Genomic DNA, 16,414 nt, shown 5'->3' with positions numbered 1-16,414 from the left:
ATTCCGTCCCAAGCCACCATTTAATATTAGCATGTTTGGCGATTGTGGCGAAGTGGTTAACGCATCGGATTGTGGTTCCGACATTCGTGGGTTCGATTCCCATCAGTCGCCCCATTATATCTTTATGCGGGTGTAGTTTAATGGTAAAACCTCAGCCTTCCAAGCTGATGTCGTGGGTTCGATTCCCATCACCCGCTCCAATTATGGGCCTATAGCTCAGCTGGTTAGAGCGCACGCCTGATAAGCGTGAGGTCGATGGTTCGAGTCCATTTAGGCCCACCATATCCAATTGTTCCGCAGTAGCTCAGTGGTAGAGCAACGAGCGAATCCTCCATGATTTGCTACGAGTTGTACTCATCGAGCCGCATCTTGATTTTGCATACCGAGATGAGGACATTCGGCTATGCTAAAAGATGTTTAGGAAGTTATATTATTGTTCCGCAGTAGCTCAGTGGTAGAGCATTCGGCTGTTAACCGAACGGTCGTAGGTTCGAGTCCTACCTGCGGAGCCATATGGGGAAGTACTCAAGAGGCTGAAGAGGCGCCCCTGCTAAGGGTGTAGGTCGGGTAACCGGCGCGAGGGTTCAAATCCCTCCTTCTCCGCCATATGGCCCCTTGGTCAAGCGGTTAAGACACCGCCCTTTCACGGCGGTAACACGGGTTCGAATCCCGTAGGGGTCATTATTAAAAAAGACTGTATACATTTTGTATGCAGTCTTTTTTGCGTTCTTTTTTATTTCTGTAAATGTAGGAAACCCACTTAGCTTTGGCATACTATTTCTAAAAATAGTCCTCAGTTCGACAAAACTCTCTTATTTCCTTCCTTCGTAAGGGTTTATGATTAAGAAGTAACGGGTATATAATTATGTTGAATTATCGGTCTGTTTTCGTTGTAGCATCTTGTTATTACTTTTTTCATATAGCAATAACACTGTGAGTTTATATACAAATATAGCTTTTAATGGGAGGAAACCTTTTTAAAAACATGAAAAATTCGGAGTGTGCTTGAAAAATTTGTCGAATAAGTTTTAGAAAATTATTAAGATTCATACAGGAATAATAATAAAAATAGAGAATCAAATAAAATAGAAGCCTATTAGATGAGACAGGAGTGGACACATTGGTACAAGGTTTTCCTACAGATTATGAAATACATCTTTTCCATGAAGGGAACCTGAACGAGGCTTACAACCTATTTGGCAGCCACTTGGTTGAAAACGGAGGAACGGTTCATACCCGATTCTGTGTCTGGGCCCCGCATGCCAGAAAAATAAGGCTGACAGGGAGCTTTAATTCTTGGGATCCAGAAGGGTATGATTTGACTCGTATTAATAATGAAGGTATTTGGTTTATAACTGTTCCTTTTAATGCAACGGGGGCTCTATATAAATATGAAATAGAATCCGAGGATGGAAAGACTTTTCTTAAAGCAGATCCTTATGCATGCTATGCAGAATTACGGCCAAACACAGCTTCCATTGTTCATTCCTTAGATGGTTATGTGTGGCAGGACAGACATTGGCAACGGAAGAAGAAGTCTGAAACATCCTCAAGCCCTATTGCGATTTACGAATTGCATTTTGGTTCATGGAAGCTTAAAAAGGATGGAATTCTTTATTCTTACCGGGAGATGGCTGATGAAATTATTCCATATGTTAAGGAACGGGGATTTAACTTTATTGAAATTCTCCCTCTGATAGAACACCCATTTGACCTCTCATGGGGTTACCAAGGGACAGGCTATTTTGCCCCCACTAGCCGTTACGGCACTCCGCAAGACTTCATGTATTTTATAGACCGCTGCCATCAAAGCGGTATCGGCGTCATTCTTGATTGGGTCCCAGGCCATTTTTGTAAGGACGCACACGGGCTGTATATGTTTGATGGAAAACCTCTCTATGAATACCGTGACCAACAGCATAGGGAAAATTTGGTTTGGGGAACTGCCAATTTTGACCTCGGGAAAACAGAAGTTCAAAGCTTCCTAATTTCTAATGCAAGGTATTGGATTGAGCATTTTCACATCGATGGTTTTCGTGTTGATGCTGTTGCCAATATTATATTTTGGCCAGGTGGGGATGGAGGATACGAAAATCCATATGCTATCTCATTCCTGCAAAAGCTAAATGAAACTGTGAAACAATACAACCCGAATTTTTTAATGATGGCTGAAGATTCAACTGACTGGCCAAATGTCACTTCAAGAGCTGGATATGGCGGACTTGGTTTTGACTATAAATGGAATATGGGATGGATGAATGATGTGCTTACTTACATGGAGGCCCCTCCTGACTTGCGTTCTAGCCTTCACCATAAGCTCACATTTTCTTTAATGTATGCTTTTTCGGAAAACTTTATTTTGCCTCTTTCCCATGATGAAGTGGTACATGGCAAGAAATCGCTGCTGGATAAAATGCCGGGCCAATATGAGGAGAAGTTTTCACAGCTGCGCCTTCTTTATGGATATATGATGGCTCATCCCGGAAAGAAGCTCTTGTTCATGGGCGGGGAGTTCGGCCAATTTGCGGAATGGAAGGATAAAGAACAGCTTGACTGGAATTTGCTTGAATATGGAATGCATCAAAAAATGGATGCATACACTAAAGAGTTGTTATTTTTTTATAAAAGATCTAAAGCCTTATATGAGCTGGACAATGATCCTTCAGGGTTTCAATGGATTGATGTTCACAATAATCAGCAATCAGTTCTGTCGTTTATCCGAAGGGGAAAAAAGGAAGAAGATTTCCTTGTAATTGTATGCAACTTTAGAAATCATGCATACAGCGATTATAAGATTGGTGTTCCACAGAAACGAGAATACAGAGAGGTATTAAATTCTGATCGGGCAGATTTCGGGGGCAGCGGACACGTAAACAAGAAGGTCATAAAGAGCCATGAGGGAGTCTATCATGGAAACCCTTTTTATATAACAATGAATGTACCGCCATACGGAATTTCAATTCTTCGGCCAGTCCAAAAAAGAAAGGGGCAAGAGCAAAATGGTAAAGACAAAATGCGTAGCAATGTTATTGGCGGGGGGAAAGGGAAGCAGGCTTAATTCTTTAACGAAAAACCTTGCAAAACCGGCAGTACCTTTTGGAGGGAAATACAGGATTATTGATTTTACGTTGAGCAATTGCACGAATTCAGGGATAGATACTGTTGGGGTCTTAACGCAGTATCAGCCGCTTGTTCTTAATACTTATATTGGAATTGGCAGCGCATGGGATCTGGACCGCAAAAATGGAGGAGTTACAGTGCTTCCCCCCTATGCAGAGTCATCTGAGGTTAAGTGGTATACAGGAACAGCGAGCGCCATTTATCAAAATTTGAATTATATTGAAAGCTATAATCCGGAATATGTTCTGATTCTTTCAGGAGACCATATTTATAAAATGGACTATGATCTAATGCTCAGCTTTCATGAGGAAAAGGAAGCTGATGTCACGATCTCTGTTATCGAGGTTCCCTGGTATGAGGCAAGCCGGTTCGGGATTATGAACACAAATAGCGATCAGGAAATTATCGAGTTTGACGAGAAGCCTAAACAGCCAAAGAGCAACCTGGCCTCAATGGGGATCTATATTTTTAAATGGGAGGTTCTAAAGGAATATCTGGAAAAAGATGCACTAAATCCAGATTCAAGCAGGGATTTTGGAAAGGATATTATCCCGATGCTCCTGGAAGATGAAAAGAAGCTTATGGCCTATCCATTTAAGGGTTATTGGAAGGATGTAGGAACGGTAGAAAGCCTTTGGGAGGCTAACATGGACCTGCTTGATGAGAAATGCGAGCTTGATTTATTCGACCATTCATGGAGAATCTATTCGGTAAATCCAAATCAGCCTCCTCAGTATATTGCCCCTTATGCAAAGGTTGAAGAGTCGCTGATTAATGAAGGGTGCATGGTGGAAGGGAAGGTTGAGAAATCTGTGCTTTTCCAGGGCGTTACAGTCGGGCGCCATTCACAAATATCTGAATCAGTCATCATGTCTGATGCGGTTATTGAGGAAAATGTCATAATTGAACGTGCCATTATACCACCCAACTCAAGAGTACCTGCAGGAACGATTATCCGGCCGGAAGAGGGAAAAGAAAAAATCGTATTGGGGCCAGAAGAATATTGCCAATTAATAAATAACAGTAATTAAACACAGTTAATATAGATAATCACGGAGAGGAAGATAGATAACCATGAATAACAAGAGGATGCTAGGAGTAATCGATGCTACAACCTTTCATGAACCCCTTAGGGACTTGATACAACATAGGACACTTGCTGCTCTTCCGTTTGGTGGGAGGTACCGGCTGATCGATTTCGTTCTTTCAAGCATGGTTAACTCAGGCATCTCTAGTGTGGGAGTTTTCCCTAAACACAATTACCGGTCTCTTATGGATCACTTAGGGTCAGGAAAGAATTGGGATTTAAACCGAAAGCGGGATGGGCTTTTCTTTTTCCCGGCTCCGGTCCTGGACTTACCTGAAGAAATGGTCGGATCATTTCACCATTTTGACAGCCATATGAGCTATTTTAACCGTAGCAGAGAAGAGTATGCTTTAGTAGCAAACTGTTATTCCGTGCTGAATATGGATTTCAAGGCAGCCCTTGAGAGGCATATTCAGAATAGCTGCGACATTACAGAAATTCATCAGATGGGCCAGCCGATGGAAATCTATTTATTGAAAAAGGATCTTCTTATTGACCTGGTAAAGGATAAAGATAATACGGGTTATCGCAGCATCAAAGACGTCATAGAGAGCGGGGATCCCCGTTACACTTTCTGTACCTATGAATACACAGGATATGCAGCGCAGATCGATTCTATTGAAAAGTATTTTAAGTCGAGTATGGAGCTTTTAAATCAAAGCAAATGGCATGACCTCTTCAGAAAGGATAATCCGATTTTCACTAAAGTGAAGGATGAGCCGCCAACCAATTATAAAAAAGGAGCTACTGTAAAGAACTCCATGATTGCGAACGGCTGCGTGATTGAGGGACATGTGGAAAACAGCATCATTTCCAGATCAGTAAAAATCGGAAAAGGCACTGTCATAAAGAACTGTATCATCATGCAAAAGTCAGTTATAGGAGAAAATTGTCAGCTTGATTCGGTAATCCTTGATAAAGACGTGAAAATTACGGATAATACGGTGCTCGTTTCTGAAGCATATACCAGTCCGATTGTAATAAAAAAGGGAGTCGTGCAGGGAGAGTTGATGCAGTCGTGAAAGTATTGTTTGTCGTTTCAGAATGCGTTCCCTTTGAGAAGTCAGGAGGCCTTGCTGATGTAGCGGGTTCACTGCCAAAAGAACTGAAGAAGCAGGGGACCGATGTTAGGGTCGTAATGCCTAAATATGGCTCCATCCCTGAACATTTTCGTTCTGAAATGGAAAAAAAGGCAGAGTATACCGTTCAGGTCGGATGGAGATCGCAGTACTGCGGGATTGAAGTGCTTGAGAGTGATGGCTTAATCTATTATTTTATCGATAATGAATATTATTTTAAAAGAGGCAGCAGCCTGTATGGACATTATGACGATGGAGAAAGGTTCTCCTTTTTTTGCAGGGCTGTGCTCGAAATGCTGGAGAAGGTTAATTTTATTCCTGATGTTTTGCATTGCCACGACTGGCACACAGGCATGATACCGTTTTTATATAAAACTGAGTACCAGCGGCGAGCGGGTTATGGCCATATCAAAAATGTTTTTACAATTCATAATCTGCAATTCCAAGGGATTTTTCCTCGTGAAATTCTTGGTGAAGTGCTTGGCGTCAGTGATTATTACTTTCATCCGGAACAGCTCGAGTTCTATGGTAATGTCAATTTTATGAAAGCTGCGTTAGTTGCTTCCGATTTTATCACAACAGTCAGCCCTACCTATACGTCTGAAATACAAACCCCGTATTTCGGAGAGAGGCTGGATAGTCTGCTTCGGTATCGAAAAAAAGACCTTACAGGGATTCTCAATGGAATTGACGATGAGGTGTACAATCCTGAAAAAGACTCGTTCCTAGCAGCAAACTTCAGTTCTCAAAAGCCGGCAGGAAAAGCAAAGAATAAAGCAGCTATCCAAAAACATTTTGGTCTCCCCGAAATAGCTAATAAACCACTAATTGCAATGGTGACAAGATTAACAAAGCAAAAAGGCCTTGATCTGGTTCAAGCGGTATTGCACGAAATAATGGAGGAAGACATACAGATGATTGTCCTTGGGACAGGGGACAGGGAGTTTGAAAATTTCTTTCGTGAGATGGCTGCCCAGTACCCTGAGAAGCTGAGAGTGCAAATTGGATTCGATGAACGCTTGGCCCATAAAATTTACGCAGGAGCAGACTTGTTTTTAATGCCTTCCCAGTTTGAACCCTGCGGTTTGGGACAGTTAATAGCCATGCGCTACGGCGCTATTCCGGTTGTAAGGGAAACTGGCGGACTTAATGATACAGTCACTGCCTTCCGTGAGGATACAGGGGAAGGAAACGGATTTTCATTCACGAATTTTAATGCTCATGATATGCTTTTTACGATTCGGAGAGCGATTCATTATTATCATAATAAAACCATTTGGAAAACACTTTTGAAGCGGGCAATGGAACAGGATAATAGCTGGGCGCAGTCTGCTTTTAAATACAATTCCCTGTATGCTGGCCTGGGAAGCAGGAGTGAAAGCCATGTTTTCTAATAAAGAAGAATTTAAACAATCTTTTATTAAAAAGCTGGAGATGACGTATGGAAAAAGCTTCGAGGAAACCTCCAAGGAAGACCAGTTTCAGACTCTCGGCCAGATGGTCAGGGAATATATAAGCGAAAATTGGATAAAAACAAACGAATTATACCGTTCTTCTAAAACGAAGCAAATCTATTATTTTTCAATTGAATTTCTGCTGGGAAGACTGCTCAGCAGCAATCTATTGAATCTTCGAATAACCGGGGTTGTAAAGGAAGGGTTAGAAGAGCTGGGGATTTCATTGGACGAAATTGAAGAAGTAGAATCAGATGCAGGGCTCGGGAATGGGGGCCTTGGACGGCTTGCTGCTTGCTTCCTGGATTCACTCGCTTCTCTTAATCTGCCAGGGCATGGAAGCGGCATACGCTATAAGCATGGTTTGTTTGAACAAAAGATCGTTGATGGCTTTCAGGTTGAACTCCCTGAGCAGTGGCTGCGGCATGGGCATGTTTGGGAGGTTAGAAAGTCTGATTTAGCTGTTGAGGTCCCATTCTGGGGGAAGGTAGAAGCGTATATGAATAATGGCCGGCTTAACTTTCGCCATGTGGAAGCCGTAACGGTTATGGCTGTCCCTTACGATATGCCTGTTGTCGGCTATCATACAGAAACAGTCAATACGTTAAGGCTTTGGAGTGCAGAACCCTCACCTTTCCCGATTCATAAGGATGTACTTCAGTATAAGAAGGAGACAGAAGCTGTCAGTGAGTTTCTTTATCCGGACGACACGCATGATGAAGGGAAAATCCTTCGTTTGAAGCAGCAGTACTTCCTTGTTTCGGCAAGCCTGCATTCCATAATCAGGTCAGTTAAAAAGAAGTTTCCCCGAATTCAGGATCTTCCTGAAAAAATTGGGATACATATTAATGATACCCACCCTGTCCTCGCCATCCCTGAATTAATGAGAATATTAATTGATGAAGAAAAACTGGGCTGGGAAGAAGCCTGGGATATTACCGTAAGGACAATATCCTATACGAATCATACGACATTATCGGAAGCGCTTGAAAAGTGGCCGATTCGGATATTCAAACCGCTTTTGCCGAGGATTTACATGATTGTAGAAGAAATAAACGAACGTTTCTGCCGGCAGCTTTGGGAAGAATATCCGGGGGATTGGAACCGGATTGAGGAAATGGCGATCATTGCCCATGATCAAATCAAGATGGCTCATATTGCTATTGCCGGAAGTTTTAGTGTAAACGGAGTGGCTGAACTTCATACCGAAATATTAAAAACCAGGGAAATGAACCAATTCTTTGAGGTCTTTCCTGAGAAGTTCAACAATAAAACAAATGGTATCACCCATCGCAGATGGCTGCTTAAGTCCAATCCGGAACTCACAGGGCTGATTAATGAGTCCATCGGCGAGGATTGGATTAAAAACCCAATATTGCTGAGTGAGCTGGAGGCCTTTAAGGATGATAAATCTTTTGCCGGTAAGCTAAAAGATATAAAGCAGCAAAAAAAGGAGACCCTTGCTAAGCGGATTGAACTGCAATCCGGATTAAAAGTTAACCTGGATTCGATTTTTGATGTGCAGGTTAAACGGCTGCATGCTTATAAACGACAGCTGCTAAATGTGCTGCATATAATCCATTTATACAACAGGATAAAAGAGGACAGCAGCTTTCAGCCGTATCCGAGAACGTTTATCTTTGGAGCGAAGGCTTCACCGGGTTATTATTACGCGAAAAAAATTATTAAACTTATAAATGCTACGGCAGAATTGGTTAACAATGATCCAAAAGTCAACAAATATGTTCAGGTTGTCTTTTTGGAGAATTATCGCGTTTCTCTTGCTGAACAGGTATTTCCGGCCACCGATGTCAGCGAGCAGATTTCTACTGCAGGTAAAGAGGCCTCAGGTACTGGAAATATGAAGTTTATGATGAATGGTGCCATTACTTTGGGAACCTTGGATGGAGCAAATGTTGAAATTCTGGAACGGGTCGGCGATGAAAATATGTTTATCTTCGGGCTGAAGGCTGAAGAAGTGCTTCGTTATTATCTAAATGGTGATTACAGGGCAAGAGAGTATTACCATCATGATAAACGTATTAGACAAGTCATTGATCAATTAGTAAATGGATTCTTTCCTGATGCATTCGGCCAGTTTGAAGCTATTAATGATTCCTTATTGGTTGAGAATGACCAGTACTTTGTCCTTCGTGACTTTGCATCTTATGCCGAGGCTCATGAAAAAGTAGCGGAAGCCTTCGTAGATAGGGACAGGTGGATGAAAATGAGCATTGTTAATATCGCCCAGTCTGGGTATTTTTCAAGCGATCGGACGATTCAGGAATATGCTGAGGAAATATGGAATATCCAAAAAGTAAAATTGACTTCTTATAAATAAATCGTTTCAAAACTAAAACCCTTACCAAATGCGTAAGGGTTTATTTTTCTGAAGAAAAAGGGGGCTGCGCCGATAGTTCGTCGTAAAATTAATTAAATAAAAAATTTAAAATCTCTTAGAAAGTTTCGCTCAACACCGCATCTATTGTATTAGCATATGCTAATTATTTATCCGTATTTCCAGCTAAAGTCTGAGAGTAAAAGGGGTCTATAAACTACTTTTTATCGACATAACCATCAGACTTTTTATATGGCACATTGCCGAACGGGGCTTCAAGATTCTCGTCATCTAATTCTTGTTTGTATTCATCCTTGCGCTCTGAAGGGTACATGCTTCTGCCGTTGCCTTTAATATCGGTTCCAATAAAGCTTTCTATCGATTCCGTATAGCCATCATGGTTATCATCTTCGTCTTTATTGTAAATATGATCATAGCTGTCGAGATCGGCTACATAATCTCCTGGGGTTTCAGAAGTCCCATATCGGGCAACTTCAGCAAAGCTATCTTTACTATCAACGATGTCTGAATCTCTCCTGCGCTCAAATGAATCGAGGTGAGGTGGTTCTAATCCCTCCTCCTCGACAGGACGGCCTGAAGCAGGAGGGATCCGCTCAGGAGTATGATCGACACAGTGTAAAGCGGTTGGGATAATCTCCAGGCGTTCAAACGGTATCTCCTTCCCGCATTCGCGGCATATACCATAAGTCCCCTCCTCGATTGCCTCTAGTGCCAGATGTACTTTAGCAAGCCCACTTTCAGCATGGTTGTTAAGAGCAAGGTCTATTTCCCTTTCAGTAAGCTCTGTACCAAGATCAGCTGGATGGTTGTCTAAAGAGGTAAGTTCACCTACTGAATCGGTTTCCTTTTCATCGAATTGGCGCTCTTTTCTTATCATCTCCAATTCTTCCTTTTGCGAAAGCAGTTCTTTTTTTATAGTTTGGATTTCCTCTTTTGTTGGCATTTTTTCTCCCTCATTTCTTAATATATAAAGTTATAGATTTTTCTTAGCACATTTAAATTTGCGGTTATGCTGTAACATTACCCGCAAAAAGAAACAGGGAAACAAGTAAAAACAGCCAGTGACAAAACCAAAGCAGGTCTGCACATGAAAAAACCTTGCCATACTTTCATGGCAAGGTTTTTTACGGGCGTATAGAGCTTCTATTCATGAAAAAACCATAGAAGGGAATTGGGAGCAGCTTTTAGATGAAATAACTGATAAACAGGCCAATGGAGAGAAGGAAACCAAAGACAGTGTTTGTCTGTGCGGTTGCCTTCATCGCCGGCATCATTTGATTAGGCATTGTTTTTCCGATAAAGCCTTTAGTAGCTTTCACGGCTTTAGGTACGCTTAAAAACACAATTAACAGGAATGGGGATACAAGACCTGCAGCCACCATGCCAACAACCCATAAGTACGAAACTATAAACATTCCAGCCAAAAGGTATATTGCTTTCTCATGTCCAAAAAGAATAGCCAATGTTTTTCTGCCATTTTCTTTATCTCCATCAAGGTCTCTTATATTGTTCGCGAGCATGATCGCTCCTACAAGTATGGCTACTGGTATAGAAACTAAAACAGCAGTACTGGATACATATCCAGCCTGGATATAGAATGAGATCAGGATGATCAGAACACCCATAAAAAATCCTGCCATAAGTTCACCGAAAGGAGTGTATGCGATCGGAACCGGCCCTCCTGTATAGAAATATCCAATGGTCATACAGATAGAGCCGATTGCTGCAAGCCACCAGGATGTCTCCATACAAATATAGACACCAAGCAAAAGGGCAGTTCCATAAAAGGCAAGGGCCAATGTCATAACTGTTTTGGGTGTAATTCCTTCACGGACAATGGCCCCTCCGATTCCAACAGAATTTTCGGTATCAAGACCGCGCTTAAAGTCGTAATACTCATTGAACATATTTGTGGCCGCCTGAATGAGCAGGCTGGCAAAAAGCATGGCAAGGAATAATAAAAAGTGGATATCATAAGACTGCATGGCAAGGGCTGTCCCAATGAGAACAGGAACAAATCCCGCTGTTAGAGTATGGGGCCGCAAAAGCTGATACCAGACCCTCCAGCTCCGTTTATTGTTGTCTGCAAGCGGAGCGGAATTTATATCAAAACGAGGTTGCATATAGTATCTCCCTTGAAGTATATTTTGCCCGGGAGCAAGTGACCAGAAAGGACTTGCTGACCTGGAATGTAATAAAAACTTACCACTATTAAGTGTAGAAAAACGATTACTGGGTGTCAATGACTTTTTAGATGTTACACTCACCATAAAAAAGGAAAAATCAATGGATAGGGACCAAGATATATAATAAGGAAAAGAAGGGGTAAAATCAATGGGAAATAGGCCCGCAAAGATTGACATACCTGCAAATGGGGGTGTATCTTTAAATAGGTTTAAACAGAGATATTAGTTTGCAAAAATAAGGGGGGATTTTTTTGGCTATTTCATATGAAACTGAGCTTGCTGAAGGCTTAAATAAAGCCTTGCAAAAAGCTGCAAGAATAAACAAAAAGATACTGTTCAGTGAAGTATTAAGAATCGCTCCAATCGCCCCCCTATCATTTTACCATGCTGGCAAAGACATGTTTGCGGGGGAACGCTTTTTCTGGCAGGATCCCAATAAAGATCTGACTTTGGCGGGTGTAGGGAAGATTGAGACGATTCAAGCAAACCCTGATAGCTCCCGTTATGAAAATATTGAAAACCTATGGAATGGGCGTATTCAAGATGGCGTAAAATCCGGCATCCTGAATATTGCTGCCACTGGGCCATTACTGTTCGGCGGTTATTCATTTGATCCCGAAAAAAGCTCGTCAGCTCTTTGGGACCAATTTGGGGATAATCTATTTTATCTTCCAAAATTCATGGTTACAGTGACCAACGGGGAAACTTACTTAACGACTAATGTGATTTGCTGTCCTGAGGATCGGGCCGATTTATATATAAAATTGCTTCGCGAGCGTGAGCTTCTGCTGAAAGAAAATTTCTATTCTGTTGCTGAGGCAGAGCCCGAAATTACAGATGCAGAAGAAGTGGAGACAGAGCAATGGAAGCAGGCCGTTGCAAATTCCATTGAAGAAATCAAAACAACTGAACTAGACAAAGTGGTGCTTGCCAGGGAAATGAGATTAACTTTCTCAAACTCAGTCAGCTCAGAAGTTGTTTTAAAAACAATAATGGATGAACAGCCGGAAAGCTTTATATTCTGCCTGGAATCCGGAAGTGACTGCTTCTTGGGAGCAACTCCGGAACGCTTGGTAAAGAAGACAGGAAATGAAATTTTCTCAACTTGTCTGGCAGGTTCCATTGCCCGCGGAAAAACAAGTATGGAAGACGAACAGCTGGGGGAAGAACTTCTTGCTGATGAAAAGAATTTAATGGAGCATCAATACGTTGTATCAATGATAGCTGACGCACTGGGTTCCTTATGTAACGAGATTACGGTCCCTGAAAAACCGAAGCTTTTAAAGCTGCGCCATATTCAGCACCTATATACACCTGTTTCCGGAATTGGAAAAAAAGAAGCATCTATTTTTAAGATGATTGAAAAGCTTCATCCAACTCCGGCTCTTGGCGGGCTCCCGAAGGATAAAGCAGTGGTCATAATCCGTGAAGCAGAATTGCTGGAGCGCGGTTTTTATGCTGCCCCAATCGGCTGGACCGATGGATATGGAAACGGAGAATTTGCTGTTGGTATTCGTTCCGCTCTGATTCAGGGTAAGAATGCCTCATTGTTTGCCGGTTGTGGAATTGTAGAAAACTCCAACCCTGAAAGCGAATACAAAGAGACGCAAATTAAATTTAAACCCATGTTAAGCGCATTAGGGGGTCTTAGAAATGAATGAACGGGAAACAATGACCGCGTATCTTTCGGCCTTTGTTGATGAGCTTTCTATAAATCAAATTGAACATGCTGTTGTTTGCCCGGGTTCGCGGTCAACCCCGCTAGCCCTTTTGCTTTCAGAGCACCCTGATATTAAGGTGCATATCAATGTGGATGAACGATCTGCGGCTTTTTTCGCCCTTGGAATGGCCAAAGCTCTAGGTAAGCCAGTTGCGATTCTCTGTACATCAGGAACGGCAGCTGCCAACTTTTATCCCGCGATTGTTGAAGCATATTATTCGAGAGTGCCATTAGTTGTTCTTACAGCTGACAGGCCGCATGAACTCAGGGATGTGGGAGCGCCTCAAGCTATTGATCAAATTCACTTATACGGAAAGCATGTGAAATGGTTTGCCGAAATGGCTTTGCCTGAAAGCAGCCAGAGCATGATAACATATGTCCGGAATGTCTGTGCAAGGGCTGCTGCGACATCAGCCAACGATCCTGCAGGTCCTGTGCATCTTAATTTCCCGCTGAGAGAGCCGCTTGTCCCTGTACTAAAGCAGCATAATTATTTCAGCAACGGACGCAGGGAGAACCAAACAGACAGCAATTTCCAAAGTGGTTATGTTTCACTCTCCCAGGACCATTTTGACCGGATAGCTAAGCATCTTTCCGCTTCCAAAAGAGGTTTAATTGTCTGTGGAGATATTAAGAACCCGGGCTTCCGGGAAGCAGTTGTCTCATTTGCCGAAAAATCAGGTTTTCCTGTATTGGCTGACCCGCTTTCCCAGCTGCGCAGCGGTGCCCATAGTTCTGATTTGATCATAGATGCCTACGATACGTTTCTCAGATTTGATCAAGTAGCTGAGCAGCTGAACCCAGATGTTATTATCAGATTCGGTGCCATGCCTGTTTCAAAGGCTTTGACACAATTCTTGAAGCGACAACCCGAAGCCCGCCATATTGTTGTGGATAGTGGAGGAGGCTGGAGGGAGCCTGCAGGCATTACGGCACAGATGATTTATTGTAATGAGACGCTATTTTGTACCGAAATGCTCTCACGGCTAAATGAAAAGGACTCAAACGGATGGACTAACCTGTGGAAAAAAATTAACATCAAAGCAGTATCTGCTTTGATGTCAGTACGTGATGATACGGAATTAAATGAGGGCAAGTTATTTTCCCTTCTGCAGGATTACCTTCCTGAAAAAACAAACCTGTTTGTCAGCAATAGTATGCCGATCAGGGATCTTGATACCTTTTTCACCAAAAATGAGAAAGAAGTCAGGATTTTTGCTAACCGCGGCGTCAATGGAATTGACGGAATTATATCTACTGCACTGGGCGTTAGCACTGTTTCTCTGCCTACAGTCCTGGTAGTTGGCGACCTGAGTTTCTTTCATGATATGAATGGCTTGCTTGCTGCAAAGCAGCATAAGCTAAATCTAACAATATTGTTGGTCAATAACGACGGTGGAGGGATATTCTCATTCCTTCCTCAGTATGCTGAAAAAGAGCATTTTGAGGTCCTGTTTGGAACACCTCACGGGCTTGATTTTTCTCATGCCGTTCATTTATATGGGGGAACTTATTCAAGAGTTGAAACTTGGGATGAATTTAGGGACAATCTGTCAAAATCAGTAAATCTTGATGGGCTCAAGGTGATTGAAATCCCAACTGATCGGGAAAGCAATGTACTAAAACATCGAGAATTGTGGAATTATGTTTCCCAGGAAATAATCAATGCATTAATCGAGGAAAATAATGAAAATAATCAGTAATGGTGTCGCTTATTCAGTTCATGTACATGGAGAGGGAGAGCCGCTGCTATTGCTTCACGGCTTTACTGGATCATCTGCCGCCTGGGATTTTTTAATCGGTGAAGTTAGCAGTCAATTCCAGCTGATAATGGTTGATATAATCGGGCATGGGGATACAGATTCCCCGGCGAACCCCGATCGCTATCGAATTGAAAAGGCGGCAGAGGATTTGCGGAATATCATTAATGACCTTGGATATAAATCGGTACACTTGCTTGGATATTCGATGGGAGGCAGGCTGGCACTCACTTTTGCATGTATTTATCCGGAAATGGTTAGAACGCTGCTGCTTGAGAGTTCCACACCAGGGTTGAGAACCTCTGAGGAGAGGGAAGCAAGAAGACTTCAAGACAGTAATTTGGCTGCAAAAATCAAAACGGGTGGCATTGAGGATTTCGTTGATTATTGGGAAAACATTCCTTTATTTGCATCGCAAAAGCTTTTGCCCAAACATAGAAGACAGTTAATCAGAAAGGGCAGGCTTCAAAACTCTGTTATTGGCCTATCAAATAGCCTCCTGGGGATGGGGACGGGGAGCCAAACTTCGTGGTGGGACCATTTAGCGGAACTTGAAAAGCCTGTTTTGCTGATAACAGGGGAAGCTGATAAAAAGTTTTCCAGCATCGCTTCCGCCATGCAGAAAATTTTGCCGGACTGTGAGCGGCAAATTTTTTATGATGCAGGACATGCGTTACATGTGGAAGAACCCGAAAAGTTTGGTAAAATAATAAGTGAGTTTTTGTTAAAACACATAAGGAGGAGAAAACATGGCAATTGAATGGTCAACAGTTCGCGAATATGAAGACATTCTTTATCAAAATTACAATGGAATTGCAAGAATCTCCATTAATCGCCCGCAAGTACATAATGCATTCCGTCCAAAGACGGTAATGGAATTGATCGATGCATTTTCAAGAGCAAGAGATGATGCAAGCGTAGGTGTTATCATCCTGACTGGAGAAGGCGGCAGAGCATTTTGCTCTGGCGGTGACCAAAGTGTCCGCGGCCATGGAGGGTATGTAGGCGAAGACGAAATCCCGCGGCTGAATGTTCTGGATTTACAGCGCCTAATCCGTGTTATCCCTAAACCTGTTGTAGCCATGGTAGCAGGATATGCAATCGGAGGAGGCCACGTGCTGCATATAGTTTGTGATCTGACAATTGCTGCAGACAATGCAGTATTTGGTCAGACTGGACCAAAGGTAGGAAGCTTTGATGCAGGATATGGTTCCGGTTATCTTGCACGTATTGTGGGACACAAAAAAGCACGTGAAATCTGGTATCTGTGCCGTCAATACAGTGCACAGGAAGCCCTGGACATGGGCCTTGTTAATACAGTTGTTCCTCTTGAACAGCTGGAAGAAGAAACTGTAAAATGGTGCGAGGAAATGCTGGAGAAAAGCCCGACTGCTCTCCGTTTTTTGAAGGCTGCATTTAACGCTGATACAGACGGACTTGCCGGTATTCAGCAATTTGCCGGAGATGCAACGCTGCTCTACTATACAACAGATGAAGCAAAAGAAGGCCGTGATGCCTTCAAGGAAAAGCGCAAGCCTGACTTTGGCCAGTTCCCTCGTTTTCCTTGATGAAAAAGAAGCGGTTCTCCGGAAGGATAGATTGCTTAATTTTGCATCTTTAGCTGCTTCCGAAGAATAGGCTAACTTATA

11 protein-coding genes and 6 tRNA genes are annotated in these 16,414 nt (G+C 42.5%); 15 read left to right on the top strand and 2 right to left on the bottom strand.

The window, feature by feature from the left end:
- Window positions 1–38 precede the first annotated feature (38 nt).
- The 11 genes from CVD28_RS26005 (at window position 39) to CVD28_RS25955 (ending at window position 9,081) form a co-directional block, all read left to right on the top strand.
- Window positions 39–114 (top strand) — tRNA-His (locus CVD28_RS26005).
- A gap of 12 nt (window positions 115–126) precedes the next feature.
- Window positions 127–200, top strand: a tRNA-Gly gene (locus tag CVD28_RS26000).
- Between the two features lie 5 nt (window positions 201–205).
- Window positions 206–282: transfer RNA gene (locus CVD28_RS25995), tRNA-Ile, on the top strand.
- Between the two features lie 155 nt (window positions 283–437).
- Window positions 438–512: transfer RNA gene (locus tag CVD28_RS25990), tRNA-Asn, on the top strand.
- 3 nt (window positions 513–515) lie between these two features.
- Window positions 516–606 (top strand) — tRNA-Ser (locus CVD28_RS25985).
- Between the two features lie 3 nt (window positions 607–609).
- A tRNA-Glu gene (locus CVD28_RS25980) sits at window positions 610–681 on the top strand.
- A 439-nt stretch (window positions 682–1,120) separates the two neighbouring features.
- Window positions 1,121–3,058 carry a 1,4-alpha-glucan branching enzyme gene (gene glgB / locus CVD28_RS25975; RefSeq protein ID WP_101597564.1) on the top strand — a complete coding sequence of 646 codons (1,938 nt, stop codon included), beginning with the start codon at window positions 1,121–1,123 and terminating at the stop codon, window positions 3,056–3,058.
- Window positions 3,000–4,151: a glucose-1-phosphate adenylyltransferase gene (locus tag CVD28_RS25970; RefSeq protein ID WP_101597563.1), complete on the top strand. Its 1,152-nt coding sequence runs from the start codon at window positions 3,000–3,002 to the stop codon at window positions 4,149–4,151. Before glgB ends, CVD28_RS25970 begins: the two co-directional genes overlap by 59 nt.
- A gap of 43 nt (window positions 4,152–4,194) precedes the next feature.
- Window positions 4,195–5,229, top strand: a complete 1,035-nt coding sequence (locus CVD28_RS25965) for a sugar phosphate nucleotidyltransferase (protein WP_101597562.1) — start codon at window positions 4,195–4,197, stop codon at window positions 5,227–5,229.
- Entirely contained in the window at window positions 5,226–6,680 is a 1,455-nt protein-coding gene (gene glgA, locus CVD28_RS25960) for a glycogen synthase GlgA (protein ID WP_101597561.1), read from the top strand. Before CVD28_RS25965 ends, glgA begins: the two co-directional genes overlap by 4 nt.
- Window positions 6,670–9,081 carry a glycogen/starch/alpha-glucan phosphorylase gene (locus CVD28_RS25955; RefSeq protein WP_101597560.1) on the top strand — a complete coding sequence of 804 codons (2,412 nt, stop codon included), beginning with the start codon at window positions 6,670–6,672 and terminating at the stop codon, window positions 9,079–9,081. The genes glgA and CVD28_RS25955 overlap by 11 nt, the downstream gene beginning before the upstream one ends.
- A 214-nt stretch (window positions 9,082–9,295) precedes the next feature.
- Here CVD28_RS25955 and CVD28_RS25950 read toward each other — a convergent pair whose 3' ends face one another.
- Together CVD28_RS25950 and CVD28_RS25945 are read right to left on the bottom strand one after the other, a co-directional pair.
- Window positions 9,296–10,042 (bottom strand): TraR/DksA C4-type zinc finger protein, encoded by a 747-nt coding sequence (locus CVD28_RS25950; RefSeq protein ID WP_101597559.1) that lies wholly within the window; start codon window positions 10,040–10,042, stop codon window positions 9,296–9,298.
- Between the two features lie 241 nt (window positions 10,043–10,283).
- The gene (locus CVD28_RS25945) at window positions 10,284–11,222 is read right to left on the bottom strand and encodes a 1,4-dihydroxy-2-naphthoate polyprenyltransferase (RefSeq protein WP_101597558.1); all 939 of its coding nucleotides are present in this window, start codon (window positions 11,220–11,222) and stop codon (window positions 10,284–10,286) included.
- A gap of 314 nt (window positions 11,223–11,536) precedes the next feature.
- Between CVD28_RS25945 and CVD28_RS25940 the strand changes: the two genes are divergently transcribed.
- The 4 genes from CVD28_RS25940 to menB are packed head-to-tail and all read left to right on the top strand — an operon-like array spanning window position 11,537 to window position 16,333.
- Window positions 11,537–12,946, top strand: coding sequence for an isochorismate synthase (locus CVD28_RS25940; protein WP_101597557.1), 1,410 nt, complete (start codon window positions 11,537–11,539; stop codon window positions 12,944–12,946).
- Window positions 12,939–14,708, top strand: a complete 1,770-nt coding sequence (gene menD, locus CVD28_RS25935) for a 2-succinyl-5-enolpyruvyl-6-hydroxy-3-cyclohexene-1-carboxylic-acid synthase (RefSeq protein WP_101597556.1) — start codon at window positions 12,939–12,941, stop codon at window positions 14,706–14,708. Before CVD28_RS25940 ends, menD begins: the two co-directional genes overlap by 8 nt.
- Window positions 14,692–15,525: a 2-succinyl-6-hydroxy-2,4-cyclohexadiene-1-carboxylate synthase gene (gene menH, locus CVD28_RS25930; protein ID WP_101597555.1), complete on the top strand. Its 834-nt coding sequence runs from the start codon at window positions 14,692–14,694 to the stop codon at window positions 15,523–15,525. Before menD ends, menH begins: the two co-directional genes overlap by 17 nt.
- Window positions 15,515–16,333: a 1,4-dihydroxy-2-naphthoyl-CoA synthase gene (menB, locus tag CVD28_RS25925; RefSeq protein WP_101597554.1), complete on the top strand. Its 819-nt coding sequence runs from the start codon at window positions 15,515–15,517 to the stop codon at window positions 16,331–16,333. The genes menH and menB overlap by 11 nt, the downstream gene beginning before the upstream one ends.
- The last annotated feature ends 81 nt before the right edge of the window (window positions 16,334–16,414 follow it).

It is taken from the genome of Bacillus sp. M6-12, from assembly GCF_002860285.1.
In the GTDB taxonomy this organism is placed as follows: domain Bacteria; phylum Bacillota; class Bacilli; order Bacillales; family DSM-1321; genus Peribacillus.
This window is presented reverse-complemented; position numbering and strand designations above follow the sequence as displayed.

Bases quoted from the DNA above. Each gene is read 5' to 3' on its own strand.
- CVD28_RS25970 (WP_101597563.1), top strand. From the start codon at position 3,000: ATGGTAAAGACAAAATGCGTAGCAATGTTATTGGCGGGGGGAAAGGGA.
- menD (WP_101597556.1), top strand. From the start codon at position 12,939: ATGAATGAACGGGAAACAATGACCGCGTATCTTTCGGCCTTTGTTGAT.
- menB (WP_101597554.1), top strand. From the start codon at position 15,515: ATGGCAATTGAATGGTCAACAGTTCGCGAATATGAAGACATTCTTTAT.
- CVD28_RS25950 (WP_101597559.1), bottom strand. From the start codon at position 10,042: ATGCCAACAAAAGAGGAAATCCAAACTATAAAAAAAGAACTGCTTTCG.
- CVD28_RS25955 (WP_101597560.1), top strand. From the start codon at position 6,670: ATGTTTTCTAATAAAGAAGAATTTAAACAATCTTTTATTAAAAAGCTG.
- CVD28_RS25965 (WP_101597562.1), top strand. From the start codon at position 4,195: ATGAATAACAAGAGGATGCTAGGAGTAATCGATGCTACAACCTTTCAT.
- CVD28_RS25945 (WP_101597558.1), bottom strand. From the start codon at position 11,222: ATGCAACCTCGTTTTGATATAAATTCCGCTCCGCTTGCAGACAACAAT.
- menH (WP_101597555.1), top strand. From the start codon at position 14,692: ATGAAAATAATCAGTAATGGTGTCGCTTATTCAGTTCATGTACATGGA.